At 71.4% G+C, this 13,772-nt stretch carries 14 protein-coding genes; 3 read left to right on the forward strand and 11 right to left on the reverse strand.

Features of this window, described 5'->3' with window-relative positions; all coding sequences use genetic code 11:
• Positions 1-103: 103 nt before the first annotated feature.
• The gene (locus ACFXAE_RS00615; protein ID WP_384706163.1) at positions 104-1,951 is read right to left on the reverse strand and encodes a S9 family peptidase; all 1,848 of its coding nucleotides are present in this window, start codon (positions 1,949-1,951) and stop codon (positions 104-106) included.
• A 157-nt stretch (positions 1,952-2,108) separates the two neighbouring features.
• On the opposite strand from ACFXAE_RS00615, the gene ACFXAE_RS00620 reads away from it, so the two are divergent.
• Entirely contained in the window at positions 2,109-2,927 is an 819-nt protein-coding gene (locus tag ACFXAE_RS00620; RefSeq protein WP_384706165.1) for an SURF1 family protein, read from the forward strand.
• 27 nt (positions 2,928-2,954) lie between these two features.
• On the opposite strand, the gene ACFXAE_RS00625 is transcribed toward ACFXAE_RS00620, so the two are convergent.
• The 4 genes from ACFXAE_RS00625 to ACFXAE_RS00640 form a co-directional block, all read right to left on the reverse strand.
• Positions 2,955-4,166, reverse strand: a complete 1,212-nt coding sequence (locus tag ACFXAE_RS00625) for a hypothetical protein (RefSeq protein ID WP_384706167.1) — start codon at positions 4,164-4,166, stop codon at positions 2,955-2,957.
• Positions 4,163-4,738 (reverse strand): SigE family RNA polymerase sigma factor, encoded by a 576-nt coding sequence (locus ACFXAE_RS00630; RefSeq protein WP_384706169.1) that lies wholly within the window; start codon positions 4,736-4,738, stop codon positions 4,163-4,165. Before ACFXAE_RS00630 ends, ACFXAE_RS00625 begins: the two co-directional genes overlap by 4 nt.
• Positions 4,739-5,248: 510 nt before the next feature.
• Positions 5,249-6,322: an aspartate-semialdehyde dehydrogenase gene (locus tag ACFXAE_RS00635; RefSeq protein ID WP_384706171.1), complete on the reverse strand. Its 1,074-nt coding sequence runs from the start codon at positions 6,320-6,322 to the stop codon at positions 5,249-5,251.
• Positions 6,322-7,599 (reverse strand): aspartate kinase, encoded by a 1,278-nt coding sequence (locus tag ACFXAE_RS00640; protein ID WP_037933648.1) that lies wholly within the window; start codon positions 7,597-7,599, stop codon positions 6,322-6,324. The genes ACFXAE_RS00635 and ACFXAE_RS00640 overlap by 1 nt, the downstream gene beginning before the upstream one ends.
• A gap of 242 nt (positions 7,600-7,841) precedes the next feature.
• Between ACFXAE_RS00640 and ACFXAE_RS00645 the strand changes: the two genes are divergently transcribed.
• A complete protein-coding gene (locus tag ACFXAE_RS00645) occupies positions 7,842-8,675 on the forward strand; it encodes a hypothetical protein (protein WP_384706173.1) in 834 nt (277 codons plus the stop codon).
• 29 nt (positions 8,676-8,704) lie between these two features.
• On the opposite strand, the gene ACFXAE_RS00650 is transcribed toward ACFXAE_RS00645, so the two are convergent.
• The 5 genes from ACFXAE_RS00650 to ACFXAE_RS00670 all read right to left on the reverse strand — a co-directional run bounded on the left by ACFXAE_RS00650 (position 8,705) and on the right by ACFXAE_RS00670 (position 11,104).
• Complete coding sequence (locus ACFXAE_RS00650) at positions 8,705-8,884, reverse strand: DUF397 domain-containing protein (RefSeq protein ID WP_384706175.1); 180 nt, start codon at positions 8,882-8,884, stop codon at positions 8,705-8,707.
• Complete coding sequence (locus ACFXAE_RS00655) at positions 8,877-9,290, reverse strand: Scr1 family TA system antitoxin-like transcriptional regulator (RefSeq protein ID WP_384706177.1); 414 nt, start codon at positions 9,288-9,290, stop codon at positions 8,877-8,879. Before ACFXAE_RS00655 ends, ACFXAE_RS00650 begins: the two co-directional genes overlap by 8 nt.
• Before the next feature lie 142 nt (positions 9,291-9,432).
• Positions 9,433-10,092: a DUF5063 domain-containing protein gene (locus ACFXAE_RS00660; protein ID WP_384706179.1), complete on the reverse strand. Its 660-nt coding sequence runs from the start codon at positions 10,090-10,092 to the stop codon at positions 9,433-9,435.
• Complete coding sequence (recR, locus tag ACFXAE_RS00665) at positions 10,085-10,684, reverse strand: recombination mediator RecR (RefSeq protein WP_030863096.1); 600 nt, start codon at positions 10,682-10,684, stop codon at positions 10,085-10,087. Before recR ends, ACFXAE_RS00660 begins: the two co-directional genes overlap by 8 nt.
• Positions 10,685-10,762: 78 nt before the next feature.
• Entirely contained in the window at positions 10,763-11,104 is a 342-nt protein-coding gene (locus ACFXAE_RS00670) for a YbaB/EbfC family nucleoid-associated protein (protein ID WP_030863093.1), read from the reverse strand.
• Positions 11,105-11,375: 271 nt separating this feature from the next.
• On the opposite strand from ACFXAE_RS00670, the gene ACFXAE_RS00675 reads away from it, so the two are divergent.
• The gene (locus ACFXAE_RS00675) at positions 11,376-12,122 is read left to right on the forward strand and encodes an SLATT domain-containing protein (RefSeq protein ID WP_384706181.1); all 747 of its coding nucleotides are present in this window, start codon (positions 11,376-11,378) and stop codon (positions 12,120-12,122) included.
• A gap of 9 nt (positions 12,123-12,131) precedes the next feature.
• Here the strand turns inward: ACFXAE_RS00675 and ACFXAE_RS00680 are convergent, their stop codons facing one another.
• On the reverse strand, positions 12,132-13,676 hold the full coding sequence (locus ACFXAE_RS00680) for a substrate-binding domain-containing protein (protein ID WP_384706183.1): 1,545 nt from the start codon (positions 13,674-13,676) through the stop codon (positions 12,132-12,134).
• Between the last annotated feature and the right edge of the window lie 96 nt (positions 13,677-13,772).

Consider the following 13,772-nt stretch of genomic DNA (forward strand, 5'->3'; position numbering starts at 1 on the left):
GGGGCACCTCCCAGGCCCTTTCGGGCTCTGGGGGAGGCACGACTGCCCGCAGCTGCGGAGGCGCTGGAAGGCGGGCGCCGGCCCAGCGGCACGACTGCCCCAGCTACGCGGGTAGGTGCTTGGCCGCGAAGGCGAGTTCCAGGCGGACTTGCTTGATGCGTTCGTCCACTACCAGTGAGCCGTGGCCGGCGTCGTAGCGGTAGACCTCGTGGACCGCGTCCCGGGACTCCAGGCGTTCGACGTAGTTCTCGATCTGCTGGATGGGGCAGCGGGGGTCGTTGACGCCCGCCGAGATGTAGACCGGGGCCTCCACCCGGTCGACGTAGGTGAGGGGCGAGGACGCCTCGAAGCGGTCGGGGACCTCCTCCGGGGTGCCGCCGAGCAGCGTGCGGTCCATCGCCTTCAGCGCTTCCATCTCGTCGTGGTACGCCGTGACGTAGTCGGCGACCGGAACCGCCGCGATGCCCACCGCCCACGCGTCGGGCTGCGTGCCGATGCCGAGCAGGGTGAGGTAGCCGCCCCAGGAGCCGCCGGTGAGGACCAGCCGGGCCGGGTCGGCGAGACCCGAGGTGATCGCCCACTCCCGTACCGCCGCGATGTCCTCCAGCTCGATCAGGCCCACCCGGTGCTTCAGCGCGTCGGTCCAGGCGCGGCCGTAGCCCGTGGAGCCCCGGTAGTTGACGCGGACCACCGCGTAGCCGTGGTCGACCCAGGCGGCCGGGCCGGCCGCGAAGGAGTCGCTGTCGTGCCAGGTGGGGCCGCCGTGGATGTCGAAGACCGTCGGGAACGGACCGCTCGCGCCGGCCGGCTTCTGGACGAGCGCGTGGATGCGGCCGCCCGGGCCCTCCACCCACACGTCCTCCACCGGGACCGACCCGGGCGACTTCATGCCGGGCGGGTCGAGGACCACTCCGCCCGTCGTGGAGCGCACCGCCGGCGGCTGGGCCGCCGACGACCACAGGTACTCCACGCTGCCGTCGGGCCGGGCCGTCGCACCCGAGACCGCGCCGCGCGGGGTGGGGATCTCCACCAGCCGGCGCTCGGCCAGGTCGTAGCGGAACAGCTCGCCGCGGGCCTCGAAGCCGTGCACGACGAGCAGTCCCGTGCCGTCCGGGTACCACTCGGCGCTCACGTCACCGGGCAGCTCCAGCGCGAGGTCGGTCTCCTCCCCCGTCGCCACGTCCCACACCAGGGGCTCCCAGCGTCCGCGCCGCTGGTGACCGATGAGCAGCCGGGTGTCACCCGCGACCGGTGCGAAGCCCAGCACCTCCAGGCCCAGTTCCCGGGTGCCGCCCTCGGTGTCGTCGAGCTCGGCGACCGTCGTGCCGTCGGGCCGCAGCACCCGCAGCGCGGAGTGCATCGCGTCACCGTGCTCGGTGTGCTCCACGGCGATCAGCGAACCGTCGTGGGAGAGGTCCCCGACGCCCGCCGACTCGCGGTGCCGGTAGATCTCCACGGGCCCCTCGCCCGTGCGGGCCAGGTGGATCGTCGTACCGTCCTCGTCCGTGGAACGGCCCACGACCGCCGTACGGCCGTCCCGGCCCAGCGCGAGTCCCGCCGGGTACGAAGGGTCGAGGCCCGGTGCCGCGAGCTCGTCCTCGCCGCCCCAGAACCGCTGCCGGCGCCACACGCCGAACTCGTCGCCGTCCTTGTCGTCGAACCACCAGATCCACTCGCCGTCCGGCGAGAGCACACCGTCCGTCGTGCCGTTGGGCCGGTCCGTCACCTGCCGCTGCTCGCCCGTCACCCGGTCCCAGGCGTACAGCTCGTACGTCCCCGTCGCGTTCGACACGAACAGGGAGCGGTCGGGGGCGTCCTCCGCCCAGTCGGGCAGGGACACCCGGGGTGCCCGGAAGCGCTTCTCCCAGTCGGGCATGCCCGCGCCCTGTTCCACTCGTTCGGTCTGGTGGTCCGCCCGGCCCGGCGCGTCGGACCCGTTGCTCTCAGTCATGACCCCATACTGCCCGTCCGGGAGGGCGTCGCGCCGCCGAGCTCCCCAGCCTGTGGACAACTTCTCCCCGATCCTTCACCGGCCCCTCGTGGCGACGGCCCGCCGCAGGACGACCCCGCGGGCCGGGAACCACCCGCGGACCCGTACCGTTGAGGGCGTGTACCGGTTTCTGCTGACGCCCCGCTGGTGGGGGATCAACGTCTTCCTGCTGCTCTCCATCCCCTTCTGCGTCTTCATGGGGTCCTGGCAGCTGGGCCGGTTCGAGGACCGGGTGGACAGCCACCGCGACGCCGAGGCGCGGATCGCCACGGACAAGCGGGAGGCGGCCAGGCCGCTGGACGGCCTGCTGCCCGTGACCAAGGCCACCTCCGGCAAGCAGACCACCGCGAGCGGTCGGTACGACACCCAGTTGCTGGTGCCCGACCGGAAGCTGGACGACAGGGACGGCTACTACGTCCTGACCCTGCTGCGCACCGACACCGGCCGGGCGCTGCCCGTCGTCCGGGGCTGGCTGCCCGGCACCCCCGATCCGGCCGAGGTGCCCGCGGCGCCCACCGGTGAGGTCACCGTCACCGGCGCGCTCCAGGCGTCCGAGACCCCGGGCAACAACGGCGTCAGCGCCCGCGGCGGCCTGCCGCGGGGGCAGACGGCGGCGATCAGCTCGGCGTCGCTGGTGAACCTCGTGGAGTACGACGTGTACGACGCCTGGATCACGCTCAACCGCGGCGACTCGGGCATGGAGGCGGTGCCGGCGACCGCGCCGGGCGGTACCGGGCTGGACCTGAAGGCGTTCCAGAACCTCGGCTACACCGCCGAGTGGTTCGCCTTCGTGGGCTTCGTGATCTTCATGTGGTTCCGGCTGTTCCGCCGCGAGCTGGAGTTCGTCCGCGACGCGGAACTGGGCCTGGTCCCGGACGAGGACCAGGACGGAGACGGGGAGCGGGAACCGGAGCGGTCGAGTCCGTCAGCGGTCTGACGACGGACCGGAAGGGCCGCCCGCCCGTCACACCGCCGTCAGCAGCCCTGTGTAGTACACCGTGCCCGCGCACGCGTTGCTCACCGTCGTGGTGGCCGGGCCCGAGCCCGTGGGCGGCGTGTACGTCACCGCCACGCTGCCCTCCACCGTGCCGTCCTCCCTGACCAGCTGGGTGGCCGTGCCGCTGTCGGTGCCCGTGGACGTACCGGTCGTCGTGTCCGGGTCGCCGGTCGGTGTCGGGTCGGGCGAGGGGCCGCCGGTGCCGCCGCCCGTGCTGTCGCCCGGAGCCGTGCAGGTCTCGGAGGGCACCCAGGCGAACTTCACCTCGTACGCCGCACCCGGCTCGAGCACCAGCTCCGCGGCCTCCAGGGAGGGGTCGGGCAGCCCGGCCGCCGCGTCTCCCGCCACATGCCGCGCCGAGCCCACCTTGGTGGCGTCGGCGGCACCCTGCGGCATCGCGCTCACGGAGCCGGCGGCCTCGACGGTACAGCTCGCGGTGGAAACGTTGGTGACCCGGAACGAGCCGTAGACCGCGCCCGTGGATTCCGGGGCGGCGCTGGACGCGGCCGCCGGGCCGAGCTGGGCGGCGGTGCAGGCGGGCGTCCCGGCAGCGACGGTGGACGAGGGATCGGCCCCCTCCGTCGTACCCGTACCGGAGCCGGTGCTCTCGCCGTCCTTCTCCTTCTCCTTCTTGTCGCCCTTGTCGGTCCCCTCGACCTGGTCCGAGGTGCCGCCCGCGGTGCTCTCGCCGCCCTTCGGGTCCTTGCCCTGGCCGGTGCCGCCCTGTGCCTGCGCGGCGTGGCCGACGGCGGAGGGGTTGGCGTCGGAGCCGGTGACGCCGGAGACGTGGACGAGGGCGGGAACGGCGGTGCCGAGGAAGAGGGCGGCCGCGGCCGCCCCGACGAGGGCCTGGCGCTTGCGGGCCCGGCGGGCCGGGACGGCCCGGCGCAGATACTCCAGGGTGCCGTCGCCCGGCTCCACCTCCCGCACCGCCTGCTGCAGCAGGGTGCGCAGTGCCAGCTCGTCCGCGTCGAGCCCCTTGGGGCTCTGTCCGTCCAGGCCGTCGTTCACAGTTCCGTTCCCAGCGTGCGTGTGCTTCGGTTCGTTCCCGTCGCCGGATCCCCGTACGTCCTCGGGCGCGGGCACGCCCTCGGACGTCCGCGCGGCGCCGGACGGGCGGGGGGTCCCCCGGACCTCCGGCCCGCGCTCCTCGCGCCGCGCGTCCTCGTCGTCGCTCATGCCGGCGCCTCCATGGCCAGCCTCAGCGCCGCGATACCGCGCGAGCCGTACGCCTTCACCGAGCCCAGCGAGATGCCGAGGGTCTCGGCGACCTGCGCCTCGGTCATGTCCGCGAAGTAGCGCAGCACCAGCACCTCGCGCTGGCGGCGCTGCAGGCCCTTCATCGCCTTGATGAGGGAGTCGCGCTCCAGCTGGTCGTAGGCACCCTCCTCCGCGCTCGCCATGTCGGGCATGGGCTTGGAGAGCAGCTTGAGGCCGAGGATGCGACGGCGCAGCGCGGAACGGGACAGGTTGACGACCGTCTGGCGCAGGTAGGCCAGGGTCTTCTCCGGCTCCCGGACGCGTTTGCGGGCGGAGTGGACGCGGATGAACGCCTCCTGCACGACGTCCTCGCACGAGGCGGTGTCGTCGAGGAGGAGCGCCGCGAGGCCCAGCAGCGAGCGGTAGTGCGCGCGGTAGGTCTCGGTGAGGTGGTCGACGGTGGTGCCGGCCGCCACGACGTCGTCGGTGCCGTCACGCTGACCGGGGATGCGGGCGGGGCGCGCTGCGGGCATGGGGGCGATCACCGGCATGCCGCCGCCGGACGCGCCGGGCGTGCGGGGTCGGCGAGCCGGGCGGGGCGGCCGGAGGGCCGTGCCACGCGGCGCTGTGAAGTCGAGTACCTCAGCCACGCCAGTTGGACACGCTTCCCCTCGTAAGGGTTGTACGCGCGGGGCGGCACTTTTGCGGCGGCCGACGTGGCCGCCCGCCCGCCCGCGTCAGGCAGCACCACCGACAGCACATCGAATGCCCGCATGTGTCCCGCTCTTCCCCTGTGTCTCATATGAACGGGCGTCCCCACGCCCGGTTCCGGACGTCCCCACGTCCGGAGAGCAGCGCCCCCACGCCCCCGGTAGGGGGTGACCGCAAAGACGCTCCCCGCCCTCCGCCCGGTTGCGGATGACGGGGAGGTGAATCCTTGTACACGCCTGGTGCAATCCTCTGTCGCCGGAACGGCCTGATCAAGTGGCCAGGGCCGGGAATCCGGCGCGCACAGGACTTACACAGATCCTACAAACGAATGCTGTGCGATCCAGAACTTTTTACTGTTCAACCGCCACCAGTTCGGCGATCTGCGCGGTGTTGAGCGCCGCTCCCTTGCGCAGGTTGTCCCCGCACACGAAGAGCTCCAGCGCGGTGGGGTCGTCCAGGGCCCGCCGTACCCGCCCGACCCAGGTCGGATCGGTGCCGACGACGTCGGCGGGGGTGGGGAACTCCCCCGCGGCCGGGTTGTCGAACAGGACCACTCCGGGTGCCGTGGCGAGGATCTCGCGCGCCTTGTCGACGGTGACCTCGCCCTCGAAGCGGGCGTGCACGGTGAGGGAGTGCGTGGTGACCACCGGGACGCGTACGCAGGTGACCGCCACCGGCAGTGAGGGCAGACCGAGGATCTTGCGGGACTCGTCCCGCACCTTCATCTCCTCCGAGGACCAGCCGTCCTCCCGCAGCGACCCGGCCCACGGTACGACGTTCAGCGCGACCGGCTCCGGGAACGGCCCGGTGTTGTCCCCCACGGCCCGCCGTACGTCACCGGGATGGGTCCCCAGCTCCGTACCGGCCACCAGGGACAGTTGTTCGCGCAGCGTCCGCACGCCCGCGTGCCCGGCACCGCTGACCGCCTGGTACGACGAGACGACCAGCTCGCGCAGGCCGAACTCGGCGTGCAGCGCGCCCAGCGCGACGATCATCGACAGAGTGGTGCAGTTCGGGTTCGCGACGATCCCGCGCGGACGCCTCCGCACCGCGTGCGGGTTGACCTCGGGGACGACGAGCGGCACGTCCGGGTCCATGCGGAACGCGCCCGAGTTGTCGACCACCACCGCGCCCCGCGCGGCGGCGACGGGCGCCCACCGCTCGGAGACCTCGTCGGGTACGTCGAACATCGCGACGTCGACCCCGTCGAAGGCCTCCTCGGTGAGCGCCACGACCTCGGTCTCCTCGCCGCGCACGGCCAGCTTGCGGCCGGCCGAGCGCGGGGAGGCGATCAGTCGGATCTCGCCCCAGACGTCCGCCCGCTGGGACAGGATCTGGAGCATCACGGTACCGACGGCCCCGGTCGCCCCCACGACCGCGAGCGTCGGCCGCCCGGAACGTCCGGGCCGTACGGACTCGGCCATCAGCGGCCGGTGCCTCCGTAGACCACGGCCTCGTCGCTGTCCGAGTCGAGGCCGAACGCCGAGTGCACGGCGCGCACGGCCTCCGGCACGTCGTCCTTGCGGGTGACGACCGAGATACGGATCTCGGAGGTCGAGATCAGCTCGATGTTCACCCCGGCGTCGCTGAGCGCCGTGAAGAAGTCGGCGGTGACCCCCGGGTTGGTCTTCATACCGGCGCCGACCAGGGAGATCTTGCCGATCTGGTCGTCATAGCGCAGGGAGTCGAAGCCGATGGCGCCCTTGTTCTTCTCCAGGGCGTCGATGGCCTTGCGGCCCTCGGTCTTCGGCAGGGTGAAGGAGATGTCCGTCAGGCCCGTGGACGCGGCGGACACGTTCTGCACGACCATGTCGATGTTGATCTCGGCATCGGCGATCGTACGGAAGATCGAGGCGGCCTCGCCGGGCTTGTCCGGCACACCGACGACCGTGACCTTGGCCTCGGAGGTGTCGTGCGCGACACCGGAGATGAGAGCCTGCTCCACCTGCTTGTCCCCTTGCTTCATCGGCTCGCTGCTGACCCACGTGCCCTGCAGTCCGCTGAAGGACGAGCGGACGTGGATCGGGATGTTGTACCGGCGGGCGTACTCCACACAGCGGTGGAGCAGCACCTTGGACCCGGAGGCCGCCAGTTCGAGCATGTCCTCGAACGCGATCCAGTCGATCTTCCGGGCCTTGCTCACCACGCGCGGGTCGGCGGTGAACACACCGTCCACGTCCGTGTAGATCTCGCACACCTCGGCGTCGAGCGCGGCGGCGAGGGCGACGGCGGTGGTGTCGGAGCCGCCGCGGCCGAGCGTGGTGATGTCCTTGGTGTCCTGGCTGACGCCCTGGAAACCGGCGACGATGGCGATGTTGCCCTCGTCCACCGAGGCCTTGATCCGGCCCGGCGTGACATCGATGATGCGGGCTTTGTTGTGGACCGAGTCGGTGATGACACCTGCCTGGCTGCCGGTGAAGCTCTGGGCGTTGTGGCCCAGGTTTTTGATCGCCATGGCCAGCAGGGCCATGGAGATCCGCTCTCCGGCGGTCAGCAGCATGTCGAGCTCGCGCCCGGCAGGGATCGGGGAAACCTGCTCGGCGAGATCGATCAGCTCGTCCGTCGTGTCGCCCATCGCGGAAACCACGGCGACCACCTGGTGGCCGTTCTTCTTGGCTTCCACGATCCGCTTGGCGACGCGCTTGATGCCCTCGGCATCGGCTACGGAGGAGCCTCCGTACTTCTGCACGACAAGGCCCACGTGCGCTCCTCGCTCAGTCCGTCGTTTTCCGCAGCCCGCACACATATGTGTGCGCTGCGGTCGGCTCAGTCTATCGAGCGCCCGAAAATCGCCTCCGCGATATCGCATGGTGAGACTCCCCGGCGCCCGTGCAGGGGGCTCATGCCCATCCCGACACGGACCACTCGGAAAAGTGCCCCGCGTCACACACGGGCCGCTGCCTTTCGGACGGCCTGGCTGCGGCGTCCCGTACGGTCGGGCACGTGTTGATCGAATCGGGCGAGCCGCGCAGGCTCGGCGTACCGGAGTCCGGGGCGCGGTTGCGCTTCGAGGCGGAACGGCGGGAGAGCGGGAGCGGACCGGGCCGCAGGCTGCTCGTGGTCGACGGGGAGCCCGCCTTCGAACTCAGCCCCTGGTGCGGAACGTGCCCGTTCCTGTTCCGCCGACTGGAGACCGCCCGGCAGACGCTGTCACTGGAGCGCGTGCGGGAGCGGCTCACCGGCACACTGGCCGGTCCGGACGACGGCGGCGTCGTCGAGGCGTTCGGTGCGTTGCTGCCGGAGGGCGAGTACCTTCCGGTGCTGCTCCAGGTGGAGCCCCGGCCGGTCGTCCCCGGCCGGGAGGGCGACTGCTTCAGCGGCGAGCAGGTGGCCACGTGGGGGCTCGACCAGTTCTGGGGCCTCCCGGAGTACCCGCACACGCCGTACTACCGGACCTTCGAGACCACGGTCGACGCGTCCGCCCACCTCTACGAGTTCATCGTGCCCATGGTCCCCCCGACATGGAACACGCGGGAGCGCGTCCAGGAGTACGTCGAACTCATGGCCCGGGGAACGGTCCCGACGGCCGTGGCGGTCTCGACGCCGGACGTGTGCGAACCCGCTCTCGACCTGTCGGCCGACCACTACCGGCACTGGGGCCTGACCCACTTCCTCCTCGACGGCCACCACGAACTGGAGGCCGCGGCCACCGCCGGCCGCCCGGTGCGGCTCCTCTCGCTCCTGGCCCTGGACGAGGGCCTGGCCGACTCCGGGGACCACGCCCGGCTGCCGGCCCTGCGCACCCGGCTCCGCTCGGACCGGGCGACGGGCGCCTGATCCATCGAAGGTTCGGTTCGACGCACCGGTCAGCTCGGCCGAGCAGCGGCGACGAACGCCGACCAGGCGGGTGCGGTGACGTGGAGTCCGGGGCCCGTGGGGTTCTTGGAGTCGCGGATGTGGACGGCGTCGGTCACGGCGACCTCGACGCAGTTGCCGCCCTCCGAGTCGCGGTAGCTCGACTTGAACCACGTCGGCTGGTCATTCATGGCGATCCACCATCCGCTCGACGGAACGGGCCGACTCGGCAGGGCTGAGCGCCTGCGTGCGGATCACGCCAAGCCGCTCCGTCGCAAGGCCGACAACCCCTGGATCGGCCGAAAGTCCGCTCACCAACGGACCTTCGGCGACAACGAATCGTTCGTGGTCACGAGTCTCCAGCAGGACCATCGGTCCCATCAGCGCAACGGGGACGGCCCTGTCGAACGGGAGCACCTGAAGCACGACGTTCCGGAGCCGAGACACCTCAAGCAGATGACGCAACTGGTCCACGTCCGCCTGTGGGCTGTGCAACGCCGCCTCGTGGACGACGAAGCGGAAGCCCACCGGCGGCTTCCGCTCGACAGGGAGGAGCCGGCCCCGGTCCGGCGCCGCGGCCTTGACCGCGTCGCCCACGTACACACGGTCGTTCACGCGGCGGACGCCGGCAGGGGCACACCCATCCAAAAAGCGTGAGCACATCGGCCGACACTGTCCATCAAGCACTCATTTGAGCACCCAATGGACACTTGCCTGCTATATGCTCACGCTTTTTTCGTCACGTGACCGGGCGGACGCCCAGCGGCTCCCCGATCTCCTCCGCCATGACCTGGCCCGCCTCGAACTCCAGGGTGTCGTCGCCCATGCCCTGGTCGGTGTCGAGGCCGTCGAGTTCGGCGAGGGGCTGGTTCAGGCGGACGTGGGCGACCACGGACTGGAGGGCGCGCAGGGCCGCGGACGCCGTGGACCCCCAGTTGGAGAAGTAGGAGAACTGCCACCACCACAGGGCCTCCGTGGTGCGGCCGGCCTTGTAGTGGACCATGCCGTGGCGGAGGTCGGAGATGACGTCGGTGAGGTCGTCGGAGATGCGGGCCGGGACCGGGGCCTTGCGGGGCTCGTAGGGGTCGAAGACCTCGGAGTAGACGTCGATCGGGTCGAGCATCCGGGCGAGGTTCTCGCGGAGTTCGTCCACGTCGGCCTCGGGTCCGGGGTCGGGCTCGTAGCGCTCGTCGGGGACGATGTCCTCGTGCGCGCCCAGACGGCCGCCGGCCAGGAGGAGCTGGGAGACCTCCAGGAGGAGGAAGGGGACCGCCGAGTCCGGCTCGTCGCCCTTCGCGACCTCTGTGACGGCGACCAGGAAGCTCTCGATCTGGTCCGCGATCTGGACCGCGAAGTCGTCCGGGTTCCGGTCGGTCGCGTGCAGCGTGGCATCAGACATCTAGGAGTCGTCTCCCCTCGAAGGCGCGGCCGAGGGTGACCTCGTCCGCGTATTCCAGGTCGCCACCCACCGGGAGGCCGCTGGCCAGGCGGGTGACCTTCAGGCCCATGGGCTTGATCATGCGGGCGAGGTACGTCGCCGTGGCCTCGCCTTCCAGATTCGGGTCCGTGGCCAGGATCAGCTCCGTGACCGTACCGTCGGCCAACCGCGCGAGAAGTTCTCGTATACGCAGGTCGTCGGGCCCGACCCCGTCGATCGGGCTGATCGCGCCGCCGAGGACGTGGTAGCGGCCCCGGAACTCACGGGTGCGCTCGATCGCCACGACGTCCTTCGGTTCCTCCACGACGCAGATGACGGCCGGGTCGCGGCGGGTGTCGCGGCAGATGTTGCACTGCTCCTCCTGCGCGACGTTCCCACAGGTCGCGCAGAAGCGGACCTTCGCCTTGACCTCCATCAGCGCGTGCGCCAGACGCCGTACGTCCGTCGGTTCCGCCTGGAGGATGTGGAAGGCGATCCGCTGCGCGCTCTTGGGACCGACGCCGGGCAGCCGCCCCAGTTCGTCGATGAGGTCCTGGACCACGCCTTCGTACAACGGACTGCCGTCCCTTCCTGGTGTTCCTTCAGTACGTACGGTAGAGGCCCGCGGGCCGTCTTCGAAAGGTTCGAGGGGTCAGAAGGGGAGACCTGGGAGACCGCCGCCGCCCAGCCCCTGGGCCAGCGGGCCGAGCTTCTGCTGCTGGAGGGCCTGCGCGTTCTCGTTGGCCGCCTGGACCGCCGCGACGATCAGGTCGGCGAGGGTCTCGGTGTCCTCCGGGTCCACCGCCTTCGGGTCGATCACGAGGCCGCGCAGCTCGCCGGAGCCGGTGACGGTGGCCTTCACCAGGCCGCCTCCCGACTGCCCGTCGACCTCGGTCCTCGCCAGCTCCTCCTGGGCCCTGGCCAGGTCCTGCTGCATCTTCTGGGCCTGCTGGAGCAGCTGTTGCATGTTCGGCTGGCCACCACCGGGGATCACGATTCAGCTCCTTGGTCGGTCCGTCGGTAAGGGTTTTACCGTTCGGCACGAGCCTACGTGGTCACGGAGGCCGTTGCCCCGGCACTCTTTCGAGTGAGTCACGGTGGGGCCCTATACCTGATCACGGCCATCTTCCGGGCGACGAAGAGCCCGAACCCCCGGCGCCGCCACCCGTTGGGCGGTAGGAAGGGTCAGGCGCGTGAGCACCTGGCGTCACACTTCATGGACGGAAAGTACGCGGAGTCAGCAGGGGTCAGTAGGGAGATACCGGGTGGGTCAGCCGGAGATGCAGCCCGAGGGTCGGCCTCAGGACGGGTGGGGCGAAGGGGAGGCCGGGCTGCGGCCGGGCGACCTGGAGGGGCGGGAGTTCCCGCTCGGGGACTGGGGTGAGCCGGCGGCCCGGCTGGACGAGCTGTACCGGTGGGTGGAGCGCGGCGCGCTGGACACGGCCGCCTGGTACCTCGCGGACCGGGTGTGGAAGCGGCGGTGCGCGTGGGCGCTGCGGGCCGGGACGGCCGTGGGCGCGCTGACCGGGGCCGCGCTGCCGCTGCTCGATCTGACCGGGATGGCCGACGGGTCCGCGCCCTGGGGTTATCTGGCGCTGCTGCTCGGGGTGGCCTGTGTGGCCGGGGACCGGTTCTTCGGGATGACGTCCGGCTGGATGCGGGACGTGGCGACCGCGCAGGCCGTGCAGCGGCGGCTGCAGGCGTTCCAGTTCGACTGGGCGTCGGAGTGCGTGCGCGAGGTGCTCGGCCCGGCGGACGGCACGGCGAGCGAGGCGGCCGAGCGGTGCCTGTCGGTGCTGCGGCGGTTCTCGGAGGACGTCACCGAGCTGGTGCGGGTCGAGACGGCCGACTGGATGGTGGAGTTCCGCACGGGTGGCGCGCCGCTGGGCATCCAGACGGCGGTGTCGGGTGCCGGACGCCCGGAGGGGTCCCTCCCGCCCGGCCGTTTCCCGTCCCCGCAGGGACCGGCCCGCCCCAACATGCCGCGGCAGCGTCCGCCCGAGCCGCGCTGAGCCGGTTCGTCACGGTGCGGGCCGCTCGCAGAGCTCCATCCCCGCCGGTGTCCAGCACGGCAGGTGGCCGTGGGTGCGGATCACCTCCTGGCCGATGCCGCGCGTGAGGTACGTCAGGAAACCCGACGCCAGCGAGTTCGCCGGCGGCTGCCCGTAGGTGTAGGCGTACTCGATCTCCCGGTACGGGTAGGAGCTCGTGCCGCGCTCGATGGCGTCGACGGACGGGACCTCCCCGTCGAGGTTCAGCCGGTGCAGCCCTTTCACCCGGGAGGCGCGGGCGTGTTCGCTGTAGCCGATCGCGCCGGGGATGTCGGCGACGGTTTCCAGCACCTGGTCGGTGGAGTCGAGTTCACAGCGGATGACGGGGGCGGTCGGATCGTCCTTGTGCACGCAGTCGACGGAGGAGTGGGCGATCTCGCCCCGGTCCAGCACGCGGCGCTGGAAGACCTGTCTCGTGCCCGAGTTGGCGTCCCGGCTGACCAGGTGGACCGCCAGGTCCGGGCCGCCGAGCTCGCTCCAGTTCGCGATCTCGCCCCGGTACAGCCGTCGTACGTCCGTCGTCGACAGGTTCCGCAGCCGCACGTCCTCGTTCACCACCAGCGCGAACACCGACACCGCCACCTGGTTCTCGCGCAGTTCGGACAGCCCGCTCGGCTTGGGTCCGTCCGACAGGGCCACCAGTGGCGGCGAGCCGTTCTCCGCCTCCGCCCCGGCCGCCGCCAGGTCCCGTATCCCGGCCGTCGACCCGTGCGGGTCCACCTCGATGCGTGGGTCCTCGTCCGCGCAGTCCCGCTCGTACTTCTCCGCGACCTCCCGCAGCACCGGTGCGAACGCCGTCGAGCCGGCGAGGGTCAGGGTGCCGCTCCTGCAGCCGATGGGGGGCGGGCTGTCGTCCTGGGCCACGACGATCACCGCCAGGGCCACCACGCACAGCGTGAGCGTGATGGTGATCAGCCGCGCCGCACGGCTGAACAGCGGGGCCTTGTCGTCCGGGGTGGCACTGCGGTTGCGGTGCACGTCGCCCTCGCTGAGGTCGCCGCTCAACTGGATCTCGTCACCCACGCGGCCACCGGAGAGCAGCACCAGCAGCTTGTAGTAGGCACCCCGGTTCAGTGGGACGCACGGGAGGCGCAGGATGCCGTCCTGATAGCCGAAGCCGCCCTCCTGGGTGAAGTGCTCGAGGAGGTGGCTGGTCTCCGACGGCTGGGTGACCGAGACGCCGAGGATGGTGCGCTCCCTGAACTCCACGGTCAGACCTTGGCTTCCCGGGCTCTGGTAGTCGTCGCGGACGATGGTCTGCGAGCCGTCGTTCTCGATGCGCAGCAGCACCATGCTGGCGTGCGTCATCCCCGCCGCCGTGTCGAACCAGCCCTCCCGCCGGCTGGTGCGGCTCGACCGCTGGCCGTCACCGATCGGGACATCCAACTGCACGCGGTACCCGATGCGTTTGCGGCGGGGTACCCGCCGCTCGTACCAGACCATGACGGCGGAGGCGACGACACCGAGGATCGCCGTCGCCACGGCCACCAGATTTTCCGCGCTCAGCCACTGCATCGTGCCGCCCCCGCCACTGCCCGCACGTCCGACCGGGCAGTCACCGTACGGTCGTGCGGAGCGGTCGGCGATGTCCGTCCGCAGGAGTTCGCCGAA

The organism is Streptomyces sp. NPDC059454, assembly GCF_042749965.1.
Taxonomy (GTDB): Bacteria; Actinomycetota; Actinomycetes; order Streptomycetales; family Streptomycetaceae; genus Streptomyces.

Coding starts and splice junctions, on each gene's coding strand:
- ACFXAE_RS00615 (WP_384706163.1), bottom strand. CDS start 1,951: ATGACTGAGAGCAACGGGTCCGACGCGCCGGGCCGGGCGGACCACCAG.
- ACFXAE_RS00625 (WP_384706167.1), bottom strand. CDS start 4,166: ATGAGCGACGACGAGGACGCGCGGCGCGAGGAGCGCGGGCCGGAGGTC.
- ACFXAE_RS00630 (WP_384706169.1), bottom strand. CDS start 4,738: ATGCCGGTGATCGCCCCCATGCCCGCAGCGCGCCCCGCCCGCATCCCC.
- ACFXAE_RS00635 (WP_384706171.1), bottom strand. CDS start 6,322: ATGGCCGAGTCCGTACGGCCCGGACGTTCCGGGCGGCCGACGCTCGCG.
- ACFXAE_RS00650 (WP_384706175.1), bottom strand. CDS start 8,884: ATGAATGACCAGCCGACGTGGTTCAAGTCGAGCTACCGCGACTCGGAG.
- ACFXAE_RS00660 (WP_384706179.1), bottom strand. CDS start 10,092: ATGTCTGATGCCACGCTGCACGCGACCGACCGGAACCCGGACGACTTC.
- ACFXAE_RS00680 (WP_384706183.1), bottom strand. CDS start 13,676: ATGCAGTGGCTGAGCGCGGAAAATCTGGTGGCCGTGGCGACGGCGATC.